This is a genomic window from Dictyobacter aurantiacus, assembly GCF_003967515.1.
Lineage (GTDB): Bacteria > Chloroflexota > Ktedonobacteria > Ktedonobacterales > Ktedonobacteraceae > Dictyobacter > Dictyobacter aurantiacus.
In genome coordinates, this window is sequence record NZ_BIFQ01000001.1 from 2,423,686 (window position 1) to 2,441,563 (window position 17,878).

General features: G+C 53.4%; 12 protein-coding genes, 4 tRNA genes and 2 rRNA genes. 8 read left to right on the top strand and 10 right to left on the bottom strand.

The window, feature by feature from the left end:
• The first annotated feature begins 582 nt into the window (after nucleotides 1–582).
• The 6 genes from KTT_RS09790 (at nucleotide 583) to KTT_RS36685 (ending at nucleotide 7,529) form a co-directional block, all read left to right on the top strand.
• Nucleotides 583–665 (top strand) — tRNA-Leu (locus KTT_RS09790).
• Nucleotides 666–699: 34 nt separating this feature from the next.
• Nucleotides 700–774: transfer RNA gene (locus tag KTT_RS09795), tRNA-Gly, on the top strand.
• 327 nt (nucleotides 775–1,101) lie between these two features.
• The gene (gene tig, locus KTT_RS09800) at nucleotides 1,102–2,538 is read left to right on the top strand and encodes a trigger factor (protein WP_160145769.1); all 1,437 of its coding nucleotides are present in this window, start codon (nucleotides 1,102–1,104) and stop codon (nucleotides 2,536–2,538) included.
• Nucleotides 2,539–2,587: 49 nt separating this feature from the next.
• The gene (clpX, locus tag KTT_RS09805) at nucleotides 2,588–3,880 is read left to right on the top strand and encodes an ATP-dependent Clp protease ATP-binding subunit ClpX (protein ID WP_307720641.1); all 1,293 of its coding nucleotides are present in this window, start codon (nucleotides 2,588–2,590) and stop codon (nucleotides 3,878–3,880) included.
• Between the two features lie 75 nt (nucleotides 3,881–3,955).
• A complete protein-coding gene (gene lon, locus KTT_RS09810) occupies nucleotides 3,956–6,556 on the top strand; it encodes an endopeptidase La (RefSeq protein ID WP_126595806.1) in 2,601 nt (866 codons plus the stop codon).
• A gap of 319 nt (nucleotides 6,557–6,875) precedes the next feature.
• Complete coding sequence (locus KTT_RS36685) at nucleotides 6,876–7,529, top strand: DUF4870 domain-containing protein (RefSeq protein WP_218030862.1); 654 nt, start codon at nucleotides 6,876–6,878, stop codon at nucleotides 7,527–7,529.
• Nucleotides 7,530–7,706: 177 nt separating this feature from the next.
• Here the strand turns inward: KTT_RS36685 and rrf (KTT_RS09825) are convergent.
• A 5S ribosomal RNA gene (gene rrf, locus KTT_RS09825) occupies nucleotides 7,707–7,823 on the bottom strand.
• Between the two features lie 103 nt (nucleotides 7,824–7,926).
• Nucleotides 7,927–8,715: a nickel pincer cofactor biosynthesis protein LarC gene (larC, locus tag KTT_RS09830; protein WP_160145770.1), complete on the bottom strand. Its 789-nt coding sequence runs from the start codon at nucleotides 8,713–8,715 to the stop codon at nucleotides 7,927–7,929.
• A gap of 452 nt (nucleotides 8,716–9,167) precedes the next feature.
• On the opposite strand from larC, the gene KTT_RS09835 reads away from it, so the two are divergent.
• On the top strand, nucleotides 9,168–11,891 hold the full coding sequence (locus KTT_RS09835; protein ID WP_126595808.1) for a family 78 glycoside hydrolase catalytic domain: 2,724 nt from the start codon (nucleotides 9,168–9,170) through the stop codon (nucleotides 11,889–11,891).
• A 77-nt stretch (nucleotides 11,892–11,968) separates the two neighbouring features.
• Here the strand turns inward: KTT_RS09835 and KTT_RS09840 are convergent, their stop codons facing one another.
• The 6 genes from KTT_RS09840 to KTT_RS09865 form a co-directional block, all read right to left on the bottom strand.
• Nucleotides 11,969–12,256 carry a GlsB/YeaQ/YmgE family stress response membrane protein gene (locus KTT_RS09840; protein WP_126595809.1) on the bottom strand — a complete coding sequence of 96 codons (288 nt, stop codon included), beginning with the start codon at nucleotides 12,254–12,256 and terminating at the stop codon, nucleotides 11,969–11,971.
• Between the two features lie 201 nt (nucleotides 12,257–12,457).
• Nucleotides 12,458–13,345, bottom strand: coding sequence for a sugar phosphate isomerase/epimerase family protein (locus KTT_RS09845; protein WP_160145771.1), 888 nt, complete (start codon nucleotides 13,343–13,345; stop codon nucleotides 12,458–12,460).
• A gap of 361 nt (nucleotides 13,346–13,706) precedes the next feature.
• A complete protein-coding gene (locus KTT_RS09850; RefSeq protein ID WP_126595811.1) occupies nucleotides 13,707–14,663 on the bottom strand; it encodes a metallophosphoesterase family protein in 957 nt (318 codons plus the stop codon).
• A 191-nt stretch (nucleotides 14,664–14,854) separates the two neighbouring features.
• A complete protein-coding gene (locus tag KTT_RS09855) occupies nucleotides 14,855–15,106 on the bottom strand; it encodes a YtxH domain-containing protein (RefSeq protein ID WP_126595812.1) in 252 nt (83 codons plus the stop codon).
• A 102-nt stretch (nucleotides 15,107–15,208) separates the two neighbouring features.
• On the bottom strand, nucleotides 15,209–15,589 hold the full coding sequence (locus KTT_RS09860) for a response regulator (protein WP_126595813.1): 381 nt from the start codon (nucleotides 15,587–15,589) through the stop codon (nucleotides 15,209–15,211).
• Between the two features lie 361 nt (nucleotides 15,590–15,950).
• Nucleotides 15,951–16,022: transfer RNA gene (locus KTT_RS09865), tRNA-Lys, on the bottom strand.
• Between the two features lie 721 nt (nucleotides 16,023–16,743).
• Between KTT_RS09865 and KTT_RS09870 the strand changes: the two genes are divergently transcribed.
• Complete coding sequence (locus KTT_RS09870) at nucleotides 16,744–17,145, top strand: PPOX class F420-dependent oxidoreductase (RefSeq protein WP_126595814.1); 402 nt, start codon at nucleotides 16,744–16,746, stop codon at nucleotides 17,143–17,145.
• 111 nt (nucleotides 17,146–17,256) lie between these two features.
• Here KTT_RS09870 and KTT_RS09875 read toward each other — a convergent pair.
• A tRNA-Gly gene (locus KTT_RS09875) sits at nucleotides 17,257–17,331 on the bottom strand.
• A 26-nt stretch (nucleotides 17,332–17,357) separates the two neighbouring features.
• Nucleotides 17,358–17,474: ribosomal RNA gene (gene rrf / locus KTT_RS09880) — 5S ribosomal RNA — on the bottom strand.
• Between the last annotated feature and the right edge of the window lie 404 nt (nucleotides 17,475–17,878).

Sequence of the window (17,878 nt, forward strand, 5' to 3'; positions counted from 1 at the left end):
GCGCTGGGCAGGCGCTCAAAGAGCGTGTGTTGGTGCCTCCGGCTCCTGACTCTACGCGCCTACGGCGCTCATAAAGTTTTTATATGTGTGATGGTGCAATTCTTGCGCGATGCGCAAGAATTGCACCATCACACATATAAAAACACTGCGGCCGCGCATGCGGCCACCCATGTGGGGGCGTCCACCTCTAGCCGCCATTGTGGTCTGCCTGCCAGGGAGGAATGTTGGCTGCGGCTGGCGCTGAATACCTGTGCGCCCTCGTTCCTCACAGGTTCATTGTTGGCTGCGGCTGGCGCGTCTAGCGCCAGCCGCAGCCAACAATGAACCTGTGAGGAACGAGGGCGCACATGCGGCCGCCCGTGCGGGGGCACCAACGTACCTGGCACACCTATCCCATCCTCCTTCATTTATAATGAAAGAACATATAGAGCCATAAAAATCTTAGGGCCACGGGTTACAGCGGCAATGCACTGGAATAAGTGTAAACCGAACGGAATACAGCCAAAATTATCTTGACATAGGGTAAGCTACTGATGTATTATCCACAAGTGGAGACCATTGTCTCTTATCCGTTAAGTACATGGGCGGTTGCTGAAACTGGTAGACAGGGCAGACTTAGGATCTGTTGGTGATGAACCGTGAGAGTTCGAGTCTCTCACCGCCCACTTACAAATGTATTATAATGGTAAACGCAGTTAAGCGGGAGTGGCTCAGTGGTAGAGCACTTCCTTGCCAAGGAAGATGTCGCGGGTTCGAATCCCGTCTCCCGCTCCAACTTATCTATGACAGAGGGCATCCGCAAGGCTGCCCTCTATGGTAAGCGCACATGCAACCTGCATCAGACGTAGAGTACAACACGTTTGTAACGTATACAGATAGTTGGTGAATGCGGTTTTATGCAAGCTTCTGCTGTGGGGTGGTCTATGGTAGTGATTCCCCCCTGCGCTTCCCGTAGTCTAATTTCAATTCTCTCAAATACGTGACACAGGCATAATGCTTGTATAGCCGGTGTCGCGGAGCAGAAGTAAAAAGTAGCTTTGCAGCAAAGTTAAACACTGTCAAGTGACATGAATACAACAAAAAAAACCTGTTGGAGGAAATGTGAAGGTCTCTGTAGAAAAGTTGCCAACAAGTGAGGCCGTCCTGAATGTAGATGTGACATGGGACGAGATGCAAAAGGCTTCCGATAAAGCGTATCGCAAACTGGTCAAACAAGTCGATATACAGGGCTTCCGTCGTGGCAAAGCACCCCGCGCCATCCTGGAACGCCGTGTAGGTAAAGAGTATATTTATCAAGAGGGTCTTGATGACCTGATCTCAGAGGCCTATCGTAACGCTCTGAAAGAAAATGATCTTACTCCGATCACCCAGCCGAAACTGGATGCCCCTGTCTTCGAGATGGGCCAGGATTACCACTTCAGCCTGACGGTTCCCATCATTACCCCGGTCAAGTTGCCCGATTATAAATCTATGCATTTTGACCGCGAAGAGGCCACGGTAACCTCAGAAGAGGTTGAGAAGGAGATCGAGTCATTCCAGAATCGCCTGGCCGAGTGGGAGAGCGTTGATCGCCCTGTAGAATACAACGATCGCATTAAGGCTGACCTGAAACTGACCTCAGGTGATCAGCAGATCTCGGATCTCAAAGATAACACCTTTGAGATTACCAATGAGCGCCACGGCCTGTTTTCCGGCATGGACGAGTATCTCATCGGCATGAAGGCCGGAGAGAGCAAATCTTTTACCACCACCATCCCTGAAGATTACAGCAACGAGAAGCTGGCCGGAAAAGAAGCAAACTACGAAGTAACCGTTAATACGGTCGAGGCCAAACAGGTCCCTGAACTGGATGACGAGTTCGCGAAAAAAGTAAGCGACGACCAGTTCGATAACATGGAAGACCTGCGTAAAGCGGTCAGCGACAACATCCTGGAACGCAAGAAACGCACAATTAACGAGGAACTGCGCGAGACCGCCATGAAGGCCATTATCGATCAGACCGAATTCTCGATCCACCCGGTACTGATTGATGAGGAAGTAGCCGAGATGGAGCACCAGTTTGGTCACATGCTTGAGCAGCAACACCTCAACATGGCCCAGTACCTGAAGATGGTCAACAAAACTCCTGAGGAATACCGTCAGGAGCTCCGCCCAGAAGCTGAAGATCGCATCAAACGTCAGCTGGTCCAGGAGCAGATCGCTAACGAAGAAAATATCACGGTTGAGCCTTCTGAGATTGAGGCGCTCTTCAACGCCTACGAGCAGATCGGCCAGCCGCTACCACAGACAGAAGATCAGATTCGTTCCCTGATGCTGAGCTTCCGCCGCGAAAAGACGCTTTCCCGCCTGATCGAGCTAACCACCGATCCCGATCCCGACGCGGAAAACGAGGAGGAAGAGGCGGCAGAGGATGCGGCAGTAGCTAACGCTGAGGCGGCGGCACTGGCAAGCGAGACCGAGGCCACTGATAGCAGTGCCGAGGAGACCGCTGCAGCAACACCTCTACCCGGCGACCAAACAACGGAGACAGTAGAGTAGAAATGCAACCATTTGGTGCTGTGTTGTACATGCAGGAAAGGTAACAGACGTGGCAAACTCAAAGAATATGCGTACGACATACCGGTGCTCTTTTTGCGGCAAAAGCCAGGACCAGGTTCAGCGTTTAATCGCTGGTCCTGGCGGTGTCTATATCTGTGATGAGTGTATCGACCTCTGTCGAGAAATCATCGAGGAAGAGCAAGCCACTGTTGCCAAGCCTCGCCTCCAGACGGGCAAACTACCCACGCCGAAGAAGATCTACGAGCAGCTCAGCCAGTATGTGATCGGGCAGGAACGCGCCAAGAAGGCGTTGTCGGTAGCGGTCTATAACCACTACAAACGCGTTGGCGTTGGGATGCAGGTTGATGACGTCGAGCTAGGCAAGAGTAACATCTTGATGATTGGCCCTACCGGTAGCGGTAAGACCCTCCTGGCACAGACACTCGCCAAGGTCCTGGATGTGCCGTTCTGTATCGCCGATGCTACTGCCTTGACCGAGGCGGGTTATGTTGGTGAGGACGTAGAGAACATTCTCTTGCGTTTAATCCAGATGGCTGACTTCGATGTAGCCCGAGCGGAACGTGGGATAGTCTATATCGACGAAATCGACAAGATTGCTCGTAAGTCCGACAATCCTTCGATTACGCGTGATGTCTCTGGCGAAGGCGTGCAGCAGGCTTTGTTGAAGATCATTGAGGGCACGGTCGCCAACGTTCCACCCCAGGGTGGCCGTAAGCATCCACATCAAGACTTCATCCAGATCAATACAGCCAATATCCTGTTTATCTGTGGTGGCGCCTTTGAAGGCCTGGACAAGATTGTCGAGCAACGCCTGGGCAGCAACAAGGCTATGGGCTTCCGTAACGCAGATAAAAAAGAAAAAACCACGCAGGTCAAGGAAAGCAACGAGACCGTGTTGGCGCAGCTCATCCCCGATGACCTGCTCAAATATGGCTTGATCCCTGAGTTTGTGGGACGCCTTCCAGTCGAGGTTGCCCTCGACAGCCTGGATAAAGAAGCACTGATCCGTATTTTGACTGAGCCGAAGAACGCTATTGTCAAACAATATCAGAAATTCTTACAACTCGACCGCGTTGAACTTGTTTTCACGAACGATGCCCTGGAGGCCGCAGCCGAATGTGCCTTGCGTCAAAAGACGGGCGCACGCGGATTGCGTACGATTATCGAGGACGTACTGTTAGATATTATGTACGAGATACCCTCTCGTGCCGATGTGAAAAAAGTGATTATTAATGGAGATGTGATAAACATCCATAATAAACCGCTACTGGTAACGCGTGGTGAAAGAAATACAACCTATTCTGAAGATGAGTCTGCGTAAAGCAGACTCATCTGCTTTTTGCAGTATAGTTGTGTTATCTCTGTGGTTGATCAGTTAGAAGATAGGTGGAAACCAATGAGTGAGCAAGAACGCCTGGATGTGGTACAAAATAGAGATAACGCGTATCCTCTGGTTGCGTTAAAAAGCATCGTTGCGTTTCCTCACAATCGTCAGGCACTCCCCATCGCTCGTGAGAAGACCATACGTGCTATTGAAGAAGCAATGTTACGCCCTGAGCATATCCTTGTGGCCGCGACCCAACGTAGCGTCGACATCGATGATCCTCAGGCCAAAGATATCTACCCCACCGGCACGCTGATCGAGATCGTGACCATGCATCGGCAGCAGGATGGTAGCCTGCAGGTGCTGATTCGTGGCATTAACCGGGTCGTGATCGATGAATTTTTGGACCATGAACCTTTTATCCGTGTACGCGTGACCGAGCAGACTGAGCCCGAACAAAAGGGGCCCACCGCCGATGCCCTGGTCCGCCATACGACCAGCCTCTTTGAACGCTATGCGCAGCTCAATCGGCGTTTTTCCGTCGAGGATATTAACTCGATTGTGGCGCTCAAGACGCCCGCGCTCCTCTCCGATACACTCGCGGCCCACCTGGTAACAGATATGCAGCAGCAACAGGATCTGCTGGAGACGCTGGATCCGATGGAGCGGCTGGAGAAGATCTGTGTGATCATGGGCAACGAGATCGAGATCCTGGAGCTGGAAACGACCATTCGCAGCCGCGTCCGGTCGCAGGTGGATCGTTCACAAAAAGAGTTCTATCTGCGTGAGCAGCTGCGCGCCATTCAGGAAGAGCTGGGCATGGAGACCTCTTCGGAGGCCGATGAGCTGCGCAACAAGCTGGCCGAGAAACAATTGCCGACGGAGGTCGCCAGTAAGGTACGCAAGGAGATCGATCGCCTGGAGCGCACCCCTTCGCAGTCGGCAGAGCTCACGGTGATCCGCTCGTACATCGATTGGGTATTGGCCCTGCCATGGAATGAACGTAGCGAGGAAGTGTTCGATATCGAGAATGCGCGCAAGATTCTTGATGAGGATCACTATGGCCTGGAGGGCATTAAAGAGCGCATCCTTGAGTTCCTGGCAGTGCGGCAGTTGCGCATTCAGGCCGCTCAGCGTAGTGGCCAGCCGAGAAATATGAGCCAGGGCCAGATCCTGTGTCTGATCGGCCCTCCCGGTGTGGGTAAAACAACGCTGGGACAGTCGATCGCCAGAGCGCTGAACCGCAAATTCGCGCGCATCTCGTTGGGTGGAGTGCACGATGAGGCGGAGATCCGTGGACATCGCCGCACCTACGTTGGCGCCTTGCCCGGTCGCATCATCCAGAGTATGAAAACTGTCGGGGTACGCAATCCCGTCTTCTTGCTCGATGAGATCGATAAACTCTCTTCCGAGTATCGCGGTGATCCGGCCGCCGCCCTGCTTGAGGTACTTGATACCGAGCAGAATCAGGCCTTTACCGACCATTACCTGGAGATGCCGTTCGATCTGTCTGAGGTATTCTTCATCTGTACCGGCAATATCAAGTATCAGATCCCTCGTCCACTGGCCGATAGGATGGATATCATTGATCTGCCCGGCTATATGCTTGAAGAAAAAGTCAATATCGGGATGAAGCATCTGCTGCCAAAGGTTCTGCAGGAACACGGCCTCACGCCCGAACAGTTGAAGATTCCACAGACCGTGATGCAGCGTATCGTGACGGATTATACACGCGAGGCCGGGGTGCGTAACCTGGATCGCATGCTGGCCAACATCTGCCGCAAGGTAGCCAGGCGTGTGCTGGAGAAGCCAGATACCCATGTACGTCTGATGGTAAATAAGTTGGAACAGTACCTGGGACCACCACGCTATACCAACGCCCCCCCACTGATGCGTACACAGATCGGGGCCGCGATGGGTCTGGCCTGGACCGAGATGGGCGGCATCCTCTTGCCGGTGGAGGTCGTTACCATGAATGGTAAGGGCGAGCTACTGGTCACGGGACAGCTGGGCGATGTCATGCGCGAGTCGGTAATGGCGGCGCTCTCGTACATTCGTACCAGGGCTGATGAGCTGAATATCGACTCCAACTTCCAGGACACGACCGATCTGCATATCCACCTGCCCGAGAACGCCATTCCAAAGGATGGTCCCTCGGCCGGTATCACCATTGCTACCGCTCTTGTCTCCGCGCTCACCCATCGACCGATTCGCACGGATCTGGCGATGACGGGCGAGGTTACGCTGCTGGGTAGCGTACTGGCTATCGGCGGCCTCAAAGAAAAGGTGCTGGCCGCGCAGCAGGCCAATATCCATAATCTGATCATTCCGGCCGTTAACCAGAAAGATCTACAGGAGATTCCTACCAAGATTCGCCAGCAGATCAACTTCATCCTGGTCGATAATATGGACCAGGTCATCGATACAGCCTTGATGGAGGCTCCAGCCGAAGAGTTATCGCCCAGCAATGAGCCAATAACGATACTGCGAGATGAGCAGGCGGCGATCTCCTCCGGCAAAAAGCTGCGCCGCTCTGGCTTACCACAACAGGAAGAACCCGATGATGAAGAACAGTCCGATTCGTCGAACTTCATTGTTCCCCCTACGGATCAGACATCACAAAATCATTATTCTTCCGCGCACACAAAAAGAAATGACAAAACGATTGGATAAATCTAATCCTCGTTCGTTATACTAGTAGTGAAGGCTTAAATATGAAGAGGCAACCTGTATATTGCCTCTTCATACGATGCTATGCTTAACACTAACGCATCCCTTTTATCATCTACGTTCTTATCCATGCAACAGGTTTGTTCTTATGGAATTATCGACAAAGGCAAATCTAATGCCAGACAACCGTGTATCCGCCGCTGCAAAACTGGCATCCAAAAGTTTCGGCGAACAAGCGTTTAAGTGTTAAGAATGCTGGGTTATTTTTACCCATCTATGCATAGCGCAAGCGAGTTACGCATATAAAGAGAGGGTTGGCATTATGAGTTACCAAGATCCTAATCAGTCAGGTCAGTATCCCGGCTCCGGCCAGTATGGCGGCTACAATCCAAATCAGCCGCAGCAGCCACAACCAACCGATCCTTACAGCGGCCAGCAATACAATCAGTCTGGTGGCTACCCTCCCTATGAGGGGCAGGGGCAGCAGCCAGGCTACGGTCAGCAACCTGGTTATGGTCAACAGCCCGGTTATGGCCAGCAGCAGACCCCATACGGTCAGCAAGCGCCATATGGCCAGCAGAATCCCTACGGCGCCAACGCTCCTGGCCGCGAAGGCTCGAGCATGAATATGGATCCGAATATCGCCAGTGGCCTGAGCTATCTGATCTTTGGCTGGATCGGTGGGTTGATCTTCTTCCTTATGGAAAAGAAGAATCGCCTGGTCCGCTTCCACGCCATGCAATCCATCATCCTCACAGGTGGTTGGACCGTCCTCAGCATTGTTCTTGGTATCCTAACGAGAAGCCTGGGTGCCGCAGGTCTGGCTGTGAGTTGCTTGAGCAGCATTATCGGTCTGGCCGTCTTTGTGGTCTGGATTATCTGTATGGTCAATGCCTTCCAGGGCAAATACTTCAAGCTGCCTGTTATTGGCGACTATGCGGAGAAATACGCCAACCAGGGCACCAGCACCTTCTAATCACTACATCACACCACGATGGAGCCCCGTGCCGGTACGCTGGTCGGGGCTCATCCTTTCCCCCACGTTCAAACCTCGCGTCCGATTAGTCTTACTTCTTCCCCATATGTTCGGACCTCGCGTCCGATTAGCCTTGTACCCTGACGAACATGAAAAAAACACCCGTGTGGGCGGGTGAAACGGCGATTTCCTATTTTCCCACGCAGTTGCCCACGCAGTATCATCGGGGAGGAAGAGCTTAACTTCCGTGTTCGGGATGGGAACGGGTGTACCCTCTTCGCGATTATCACCGGTTCACCTGCACATACAGGTGTTCGTTTCAACAACATAAACAATATTACCCTAAGCCGGGCCAAAAGTCAAGCTTTTTTGGCCCGAATTTATCATTTGTCTGTTTTCAGGAGTGGGTATGCTCGTGGGAGAGTTCGTGATGGTGGTGATAGTGGTGGTCGTGAGGGAGACCATAGGCTTCTCCCAGGCAGGCACGCAGGCAGTTGGGCCAGATAACGCGCTTTTTGCCGAAACCATAGCCGACGCGTTCGATGGCGATGGCCGGCATCTCAAAGCGCGCCAGGGTGGCCAGGATGGCGGCTCCCGTGGGGGTGACGAATTCACCCTCCAGTTGCGTTGGGACCCAGGGGGCTTTGACGGCGCTGAGGATCTCCAGCGTCGCGGGGGCCGGCACGGGCATCAATCCATGCGCCATGCGCAGGTGGCCACGCGTCAGGGGCAGCGGCGAGGCATAGAGCTGCGTAATGCCCAGCATCTCTATCGCCAGCGTATTGCCGACGATATCGACGATGGAGTCGACCGCGCCCACTTCGTGGAAGTGGATCTCTTCCAGGGAAACACCATGCACGGTCGCCTCAGCTTCTCCCAGGCGACGGAAGATGGCCGTGGCGGTATCGCGCACCCACGGCGAGAGCTGAGACGATGCCAGCAGGGCAGCGATATCGGTAAAGCTGCGCGTGGGCTGGTCTTGCTCTGTCAATATAACTTCAAAGCGCGAGCCCGTGATCCCTTGATCCGCATAAGGCGAAAGCCTGAGCTCATAACCCTCAACGGGCAGAGCCTGCAGCTCGCCGCGCAACCTGTCCAGCGATAGACCCGCGTCCAGAAACGCGCCCAACAACATATCTCCACTCACACCAGAATGACAATCCAGATAAGCGATCTTTTGCGACATAGCTTCCTTTTTCTTTCTACCAACCAATGAATGCTCCATTCCCCAGATACTCTCATGCTCCTCGCCTGCAGCCTGCATGAGATTTCGTACCTCCGGTGCCCGCAAATCCATTTTATATTGATGCATGAGGGGCGCGGATGCGCCCCTCATGCATCAATATAAAACTAGCGCGGCCGCGCAGCGGACGCGCGTGTGGGGGCGCTCACGTGTTCCCAGGGTGACGGGAGTCAGCCACACTCTGAAAACATTGCTCTTTTCTCCCTTTAGCTTATGCCGGAATGACTGGAGATGCAAGCGAATGACTTATAATTGACCACTTCTCAAAAAAATTCAGGAAAAGCTTGACAATGACGCGGCCCATATGTTAACCAATTGAAAGACTCCGAAACAGAATGAAGGATGACGTTACTATAGAACATGACTATTTCTCGCACGGAAGGAAGAACAGCGTCATGACGACAACAATAACACCGGTACGGCTGCGTTGCGAATATCTGGACAATCCATCTGGTATCGATACCACGCAACCCCGATTGAGCTGGCAGCTGGAGGCTACCACTCCGGGGCAGCGTTCGTTGAAGCAAACAGCCTACCAGATTCTGGTTAGCAGTAGTGAGTCCGGACTGGCACAGGGCCAGGGGGATCTCTGGGACAGCGGCAAGGTCTCGTCTCGGCAGAGTAGCCATATCGTGTATGCTGGCAGCGTGCTTACTTCGGGCCAGCAGTACTGGTGGCAGGTACGCGTCTGGGATGCGCGAGATGAGGCATCGGACTTCAGCGCCAGCGCCAGCTGGGAGATGGGCCTGTTGAACGATGGTGACTGGCAGAGCAAGTGGATCGGGCTACAGTCATCTATGCCGGCCTACGACGCCATCGATGTGGAACCAATGCAAAAGCTGCCCGGCCTGCAGTCAAGTCCCTACCTGCGCACCATCGCCACGTTACCCCGAGCTGTACGCAAGGCGCGCCTCTATGTGACAGCGAAAGGGGTCTATGAGGTTCACATCAACGGCCAGCGCGTTGGGGATGCCTATTTCGCACCTGGCTGGACCGACTACCAGCGGCGCATCCAGTATCAGACCTACGATGTCACGGCTCAACTCCAACAGGGAGAGAATAGCGTCGCGGCCATCCTGGGCACTGGCTGGTATGCCGGACACGTCGGCTTCTGGATCGATGGCAATGGCAACAACTATCAGCACTACGGCTCAGCTCCCCGCCTCCTGCTGCAGATGCAGATAGAATATACCGATGGCAGCAGTCAAACGATCATCTCGGATGAGAACTGGCAGGGTGCCCTGGGCCCCATCGTCTATTCGGACTTCCTGGCCGGCGAGACCTATGATGCACGCCATGAGCTGGCTGGCTGGGACCAGCCGACCTTTCAGGCCGACGATCGCTGGCAGCCAGTCCTGGTTGAGGAGCGTGACGCCGCCGTACGGCTGGTGGCCGAGCCCGCTCAGCCGATCCGGGTCACCCAGACCCTGACCCCCCAGGCCGTGACAGAGGTCTCGCCAGGGGTCTTTATTTATGATATGGGGCAAAACATGGTCGGCTGGGTACGTCTACAGGTCGCGGGAGAGGCCGGTACACGCGTGCAGCTGCGCTTCGTCGAGATGCTCAATCCGGATGGAACTATCTATACCACCAATCTGCGCAGCGCGCGCCAGACCGATACCTACATTCTCAAAGGACAGGGACAGGAGATCTTTGAGCCGCACTTTACCTTCCATGGCTTTCGCTATGTCGAGATCAGTGGCTATCCAGGCCAGCCAACGCTGGAGACCCTGACCGGCATGGTGGCCCACTCGGATACCCCGCCCACCGGCAGCTTCGAATGCTCTAATCCTATGGTGAACCAGCTGCAGAAAAACATCGTCTGGGGGCAGCGGGGCAATTTTATCAGCGTGCCCACCGATTGTCCCCAGCGCGACGAGCGCCTGGGCTGGATGGGCGATGCTCAGATTTTCGTGCGTACCGCCTGCTACAACATGGACGTGGCCGCCTTCTTCACCAAGTGGATGCGCGACGTGGTCGATGCGCAGGCGCCCGATGGTGGCTTCCCCGGCGTGGCCCCACGCATAGTTGTGAAGGTCAATGGTGCCCCCGCCTGGGGTGACGCGGGCATCATCGTACCCTGGACCATCTATCAGATGTATGGGGATACACGCATCCTGGAGGAGCACTACGAGGCCATGGCCCGCTGGCTGGCCTATCTACACGAAGCCAATCCTGATCTGCTGTGGAAAAACAAACGCAACAACGACTATGGCGACTGGCTCTCGATCGATGCTGATACCCCCAAAGAACTACTGGGCACCGCCTACTTCGGCTATGATGCCCTGCTGATGTCTCGCATCGCCCACGCCCTGGGACGCGACGAGGACGAGGAAAAGTATCAGCGCCTCTTCAAAGGTATCAGTGAAGCGTTCACGCGCGCCTATGTCGATGAAGAGGGCTATATCAGCGGGGGCACCCAGACCTGCTACGTGGTCGCGCTCCAGATGCAACTGCTACCGGAACATTTGCGCCCCCTGGCCGCCCGGCACCTGGTCAAAGAGATCGAGAAAAAGAATGGTCATCTCTCAACCGGCTTTGTAGGCGTCGGTTATCTCTGTCCGGTCCTCACCAACTCCGGCTACAGCGAGGTTGCTTACCAGCTACTCAACAACGACACCTTCCCATCGTGGGGTTACTCGATTAAACACGGCGCCACCACGATCTGGGAGCGCTGGGATGGCTGGACCACCGACAAAGGTTTCCAGGATCCAGGCATGAACTCTTTCAATCATTATTCGCTGGGTTCGGTGGGACAGTGGCTCTTCCAATACGTGGCGGGCATCAGTACCGACCAGCAGCGGCCCGGCTATCAGCATATCCAGTTGCGCCCCTATCCTGGGGACGATCTCACCTATGTCAAGGCCGAGTTTATGTCGATCCACGGCCGCATCGCCAGCGCCTGGCAAAAAGAGGGAGGCGCGCAGACCTTCACGGTCACGATTCCAGCGAATACCACGGCCACCATCGCCCTGCCAGCAACCAGCGACACACAGATATTAGAAGGAGGCGTCCCGGCTGAAGAGGCCGACGGCGTAACCTTTGTGCAGGAAGAAGAGGAACGCATGCTGTTTGAGCTTGGCTCAGGCACCTATTCCTTCCGTCTGCGCGCCAGCTAGCGGGTATACACCAAACAAAAAGGATGCTCCAAGGGTTTCTCCCTTGGAGCATCCTTTTTGTTTGGCGCGAGAGCCGCTTATACCGCTCTGCGTCCCGTCACAGAGTGCAGGATCGCAACCAGGATACAGGCACCAATCAGTGCCACCACCAGGCTACCCCAGAAACCAAACGAGGCATCAGGAGCAACCAGATTAACAATCAAGCCACCAACAAAAGCGCCAATCAGACCCAGAATCAGGTCACCGATAATACCATAGCCTTTGCCCGGCATGATCATACCAGCCAGCCAGCCGGCAACCAGACCAATAACAATCCAGGCAATAAGACCACCAGGGTTAAGTGCTGCACCAAGAACAAGACTCATAATGCTTTCACCCCTTAAATTATGCTTGCTAAAGAAACTCTATCATGATAACTATGTGCGTCAATATGACGACAATTATAATACGAACCATGCACAAAAAAAGATGAGATTGCCAATGAGTTTATTGAAAAGGAGGTGGTGCAACGACGTTGCACCACCTCCTTTTCAATAAAACAGCACAAAACTTTTTGTGTAGAGCATTTACCTGGTAATGGTAACGTTCTGCCAGGAGCGCTCCTGGGGATGGATCAGTGGATTGAGCACATGCCAGCCGCGATCCAGACCTTCATCAAATTTATCGTTCCAGTAGACGGGATCTTCATGCTCGATGGCGATATCGCCGGTATAGCCGATCTCATCGAGGGCCGAGATAAACTGCGGCCAGTTGATTTCACCGTAGCCAGGAATGCGGAAGCGGAAATAATCGCCGTTGACGCCACCCCTATAGCGGCGCTCTGGCAGCATCTCGGTATCCTTGGCATGCACGTGATAGATGCGGTCCTTAAACTCACGGAGCGCGCGAATATGATCGATTCCCTGCCAGTAGAGGTGGGAAGGGTCGAACTCCAGGCCTAGCGCGCGCGAAGGAACCGCCTTAAACATCGCATCCCAGGTATCGGGCGAGCCACCAATATTCACAGGCTTAAACGGTAGACGTCCATGGACCGACATCCAGTTCTCGAAGGCGATCTTAACGCCGCGCTTCTCCGCGATCTCAGCCACAGGACCGAAACGATCCGCGAACAGTTGGATATTGCCATCCCAATCTTTGCTGGCATCAAATCCACCCATGCTCGCCACCACATCCAGTTCCAGCGCCTCCAATGCATCAAAGACACGCTCGTAAGCCGGAACTACCAGGTCAGGATTCTCGTTGTACTGCCGCCCCGAAACATCGTAGAACGCCAGTGAATGAATGCCCACATGATATTTGTTGGCTAGCTGGCGTGCATGCGCGATCGCGTCTTTATCGAGGGCACCATTGGCTGGATTGCCGAAGGCTCGTATATTCAGCTCGATGCCATCAAAACCAAGCTTCGCCGCTTTTTCTAAGTCGTTCACATTCGCAGTGAGAAAACTAAGCTTCATAGGGCTCCTTCTTCCATCTCTCCTCCGGAGAGGTCCATCTGGTCTAAGTGTAGGCCTTACTTTCGTCATCTGGGGGCACGTGAGCGCTCCCCACACGCGCGTGGAGAGGAAATCGGCCACAAGGGCCGAACCTACGTGTTTTTGTGTGTTGGTGTATGCGGGGCGCGGATGCGCCCCGCATACACCAACACACAATGAGCATGTGAGCACAGCAGACACGAACACGTGTGCACAGCCCCACTGGTTTTTATGCAGGTGCGAAAGCATGATCGATCATGTGATCGATCATGGTAAAACAGTACCCGACTATCCTTAGCTTTGTCAAGGTGCATACGCACCGAGAAAACGCCTGTATTGTCCTTTAACGAACCGTTAAAGGAACCTCCCATGACTTGAGCCAGGTGCGGGATCTGTGCTCACGCACACGAATCAGGGCGTGTTCCCTGAACAGATGGAAGGAGAAGCTGGGCACGATATCGGGATCGTCCGGGATGTAGCGCATCGACTGCCGATCGTCGCTCAGACGCGAGCCGGTGTGCGCTCCGGTGTACCAAGGAGACATCAGATTCACAAAGGTAACAGGATGGTCGCCAGCCTGCTCGGTCACTACCAGGTTGGGAGCCTCCCAGCCAGAATGGGTGTGGCCGCTGATAAACAGGCAGCTGTTCTGATGTCGGGCCAGGATCGCGCGCACCTCAGCGGAATTCTCTGGCGCGAAGAAATGCTGCAGCGAGTTAAAATCGCGATGCGTCTCCACATTGCGATCCAGAACGGTATTATGCAGAGGGCAATGCAGGAAAATAACGGTCGGCTGGCCCGAGTGCTCCTGCAGCGTCTGCTCCAGGAATGCCAGAGTCTGCGGCGAAATATAGACGCGCTGTGGATCTTCCAGCGTCATCGGATCGGGATAGTCAAGCATAATAAAGATCACACCCTGTTCCTGCCAGCTATAGCGTAACGGCCTGCCCCAGACAGAGGTAAAGGTCTCGCCCATGCGCGCGGGGTCCTCTCCATCGGGTCCATGATACTCGTGGTTGCCAACGCCCGGATAAAAAGGGAGCGCGCCAAATTGGGCCTGCAACGAATCGCGCGCGACCTGGTAATTTTCCAGCGCGCACGTATCTACGACATCCCCCGGCGAAACACAGAAGGCGGGCCGCCCCTCTTGCTGCCACAGCTCTCGTACATCTTCAAACAGCGCGGCCAGTCGCTGCGTATGAATCTGCTGCCAGGCCGGAAGGGCGCGATAATGCAGATCGCCGATCGCCCAGAAAGTACAGATGGGTTCCTGAATCTGTTCATCTTGCAAAGGAGGCATAGCTTATAATCACTTTCTTATGCTAAATTAGTATTAACTCCACAATTATTACTATATAGTTTTTATGGTATGGATGTGTAGTGGCAGCCTCACGCGATTCACGTGAGGCTGCCACTACACATCCATACCATAAAAAAAGGTCTGCTACTCTTTGAGAGTGCAGACCTTTTTTGAGTGCGAAATAACAGCTATTAGAAGTTGCTGTTTTTGGCGCGGCTATAGCGATCATTTAATTCTGTTTTGGTGCGCGAATAGAGCTCACGGCCCTGAACCAGAGCCTCCTGAGCGCGAGCACGGATCTCATCATTAAACGCGCCACCGCGCAACTGGATGCCCTGCTCATTTAATTGGGCACGCGTCGCCTCACCTGATTGGGGAGCCAGCAACAGGCCAGTCGCCACACCCAGGCCAAATCCAAAGACCAATCCTAACACAAATTTCATTTGCGATTCCTTTCTGTATGTTTTATAAGTTCAGTATACAGATACCCTGCTATGTTCAACCACTCATACGTTCATAAATGGTACTTATACGTGTCCGGGATTCTACAGCAATTCTTCGACCTTATCCAGTAGGGCGGTAAGTTCGAAGGGTTTGCGCAACAGGTGGACGTCATTATAAAACTTTGGTTGACTCTCGATCGACCTGGATACTTCCTCAGCCTCAAGGACTGCGGCGGTATAGACAATTACAGGAATATCGGCAGTGGTTGTATCACTTTTTATCTGCTTTAATACCTCTTGCCCGGACATATCACCCAGTTTCAGGTCGAGAATCAGTAGGTCAGGGATCATGCTCTTGGCGGTCGCGAAGGCATCTTTCCCCTCTTGCAAAATCGAAACCTGATACTGCTCATCTTCCAGCACACGACGCATCAGGTGAAGTAATTCATTTCTGTCATCGACAACAAGTATGCGTTTTGTCACATCCAATCAGCACCACAAATCCGCGCAACTGCCCGGTGGCACTGCCTCCTGTTAAGTGCTGCTGCTCCATACTTCATGTTGGTCAAAACGTATGTCATGCAACAGCATTTCATTCTTGAGTACTGCGAGTAAGTTTATCACGATACAGGTCATCAAAACAAGGGTAGTAGTAGACTATACCCATAGCAAATATCTGGCACACCCGAGCTCTGTATGTATTACGTTTTACAAAATCGACACGTTGACAATACATAGGCAAACAAAAAAAACTACACCTGGACTTTGTTGTGCTTGAAGGCACAAGCACCAACCTGTCTGTATCGGTGAGCCAGGTTGGAAAGCCAGTGTAGCATAAAAAAAGTGAGCGTGGTGGGGATCGAACCCACGGCAACCCGATTAAAAGTCGGATACTCTACCACTGAGTTACACGCTCATCAACGTTTGACGTTGCCTATTATAGTGCATCTGCCCGAGCAATGCAAGGGGGTTTGGGACTAAATTTGCTTTTTTTTATGGATTTGCCAGAAATCTATTACGCTGGCGCTGCTTCAGCGGCCTATTCAGGCTGTTTATTTAAAATGGGTGTGGGTCCGTCGCCCTGGAGGGAAGGTGAGCGCCTCCGCACTCGCGGCCGCAGCGCGGCCGCGCTGTTTTTTTTATATGCTGATGCAGCGGGTGCGCATCAGCATATAAAAAAGTGGGGAGGCCGTGGAAGTTGCTGCACGCGGCAAAGTGGGGAAGTCGCGAAAGTTGCTGCATGCGGCAGCGCGGGGAGGTCGCAGGAGTTGGTGCTTCTAGCTACCCTGTCTCTACCCGATCAAGCGTCCTATATGCAGATAGGGTGCAGTTCATAAAATTGCCAAAAGAAACCGTAACAAGAAAAAAGAAACGTACACGTAGGTGCCGGGCTTGCCCCGGCTTTGCAGCGAAGCGGCCGGCTTCCGGGCGTGCACGTTCCACCAAAGAGGACATGTTCCCTATGAGCGCCGATCAACGCAATCGCGTGCTTATTCACTGGTTCATCCTTTCCTGGGAACGTTCATGTGTTAAAAGAAACGTATACGCCCGGGTACGGGGCTGCTGCGCAGCCAGGCCGGGGCGAGCTCGGCACCTACGTGTACGTTTCTATCTTATTGAGAGGACAGATAACCGTTATGAATATTCGTGATACTTCATCCGTCGGGCCGGCCACCTTTGATTATCTGACCAAAGAGAGCTTTATCCAGTTGACGACGTTCCGCAAATCGGGGCAGGCTGTCCCTACACCGGTCTGGTTCGCGCTGGAGCAGGGCAGGCTGTACGTTACGACCGTCAAAGGGGCGGCCAAGGTTAAACGCATTCGCAACAATGGACAGGTGCGCCTGGCGCCATGTAATCGTAGGGGTGTTGTGCAGGGGCCAGAGATAAGTGGACAGGCCCGTGAGCTGCCAGTTGAAGAACAACATATCGGCAAGGAGGCGTTGGCTCGCAAATATGGATTGATGTATCGCATCTTCATGGGGGTCGGCAAGCTGCGCAAGACCCAGCAGACCATCATTGAAATCCAGCCTTCTTGATTGCCCTCTCCAAATGGAATGGATATGCACCTACACGTTCGGACCTTGCGTCTGATTTCTTTCTCGGGAAACAGAAAGAAAAAAGGCACCATCTCAAAGAGGTGGTGCCTGTGGAGCGGGAGACGGGATTCGAACCCGCGACATCTTCCTTGGCAAGGAAGTGCTCTACCACTGAGCCACTCCCGCGATCGATTCGCCCGTGTGGGCAGGTGAAACGGCGATGTCTTATTTTCCCACGCAGTTGCCCACGCAGTATCATCAGGGCTGAAGAGCTTAACTTCCGTGTTCGGGATGGGAACGGGTGTGCCCTCTTCGCTACAATCACCGGTTCGCCTGCACATACAAGCGGTTCGTTTCGACGTGGTTTATAATAGCATGAGCTGTGTGATCTGTCAACACTTTTTCAAACAAAGTTTGAAAAAGTGTTGACAGATCACACAGCTCATGCGTTCAAGTGGCTGGATGGGACTTGTGGGTAGGGGGAGTTGGGTGTTTCAGGGTGTTTCATGATTTGGCAGTACTTATCCTTCTGAGCCATTGAGGTGGTTGAAATATGGGGAAAGGCGTTATTGCGCTAAGGGTCGTCTTGTAATATATTTCTATCTATATTATACTGGATCCATATTTCAAGCTTCTCTAGGGGTCTAGTTCTTATCTAATTCACTAGAATCCAGGGCTATTGAAAATCGTTATATATTTATCAAAATGACGATAAACCGCATCGCTGTCAAGA

What these genes read in the sequence shown, in the direction of transcription:
- lon (WP_126595806.1), top strand. Translation starts at nt 3,956, where the DNA reads ATGAGTGAGCAAGAACGCCTGGATGTGGTACAAAATAGAGATAACGCG.
- KTT_RS36685 (WP_218030862.1), top strand. Translation starts at nt 6,876, where the DNA reads ATGAGTTACCAAGATCCTAATCAGTCAGGTCAGTATCCCGGCTCCGGC.
- larC (WP_160145770.1), bottom strand. Translation starts at nt 8,715, where the DNA reads ATGTCGCAAAAGATCGCTTATCTGGATTGTCATTCTGGTGTGAGTGGA.
- KTT_RS09835 (WP_126595808.1), top strand. Translation starts at nt 9,168, where the DNA reads ATGACGACAACAATAACACCGGTACGGCTGCGTTGCGAATATCTGGAC.
- KTT_RS09840 (WP_126595809.1), bottom strand. Translation starts at nt 12,256, where the DNA reads ATGAGTCTTGTTCTTGGTGCAGCACTTAACCCTGGTGGTCTTATTGCC.
- KTT_RS09845 (WP_160145771.1), bottom strand. Translation starts at nt 13,345, where the DNA reads ATGAAGCTTAGTTTTCTCACTGCGAATGTGAACGACTTAGAAAAAGCG.
- KTT_RS09850 (WP_126595811.1), bottom strand. Translation starts at nt 14,663, where the DNA reads ATGCCTCCTTTGCAAGATGAACAGATTCAGGAACCCATCTGTACTTTC.
- KTT_RS09855 (WP_126595812.1), bottom strand. Translation starts at nt 15,106, where the DNA reads ATGAAATTTGTGTTAGGATTGGTCTTTGGATTTGGCCTGGGTGTGGCG.
- KTT_RS09870 (WP_126595814.1), top strand. Translation starts at nt 16,744, where the DNA reads ATGAATATTCGTGATACTTCATCCGTCGGGCCGGCCACCTTTGATTAT.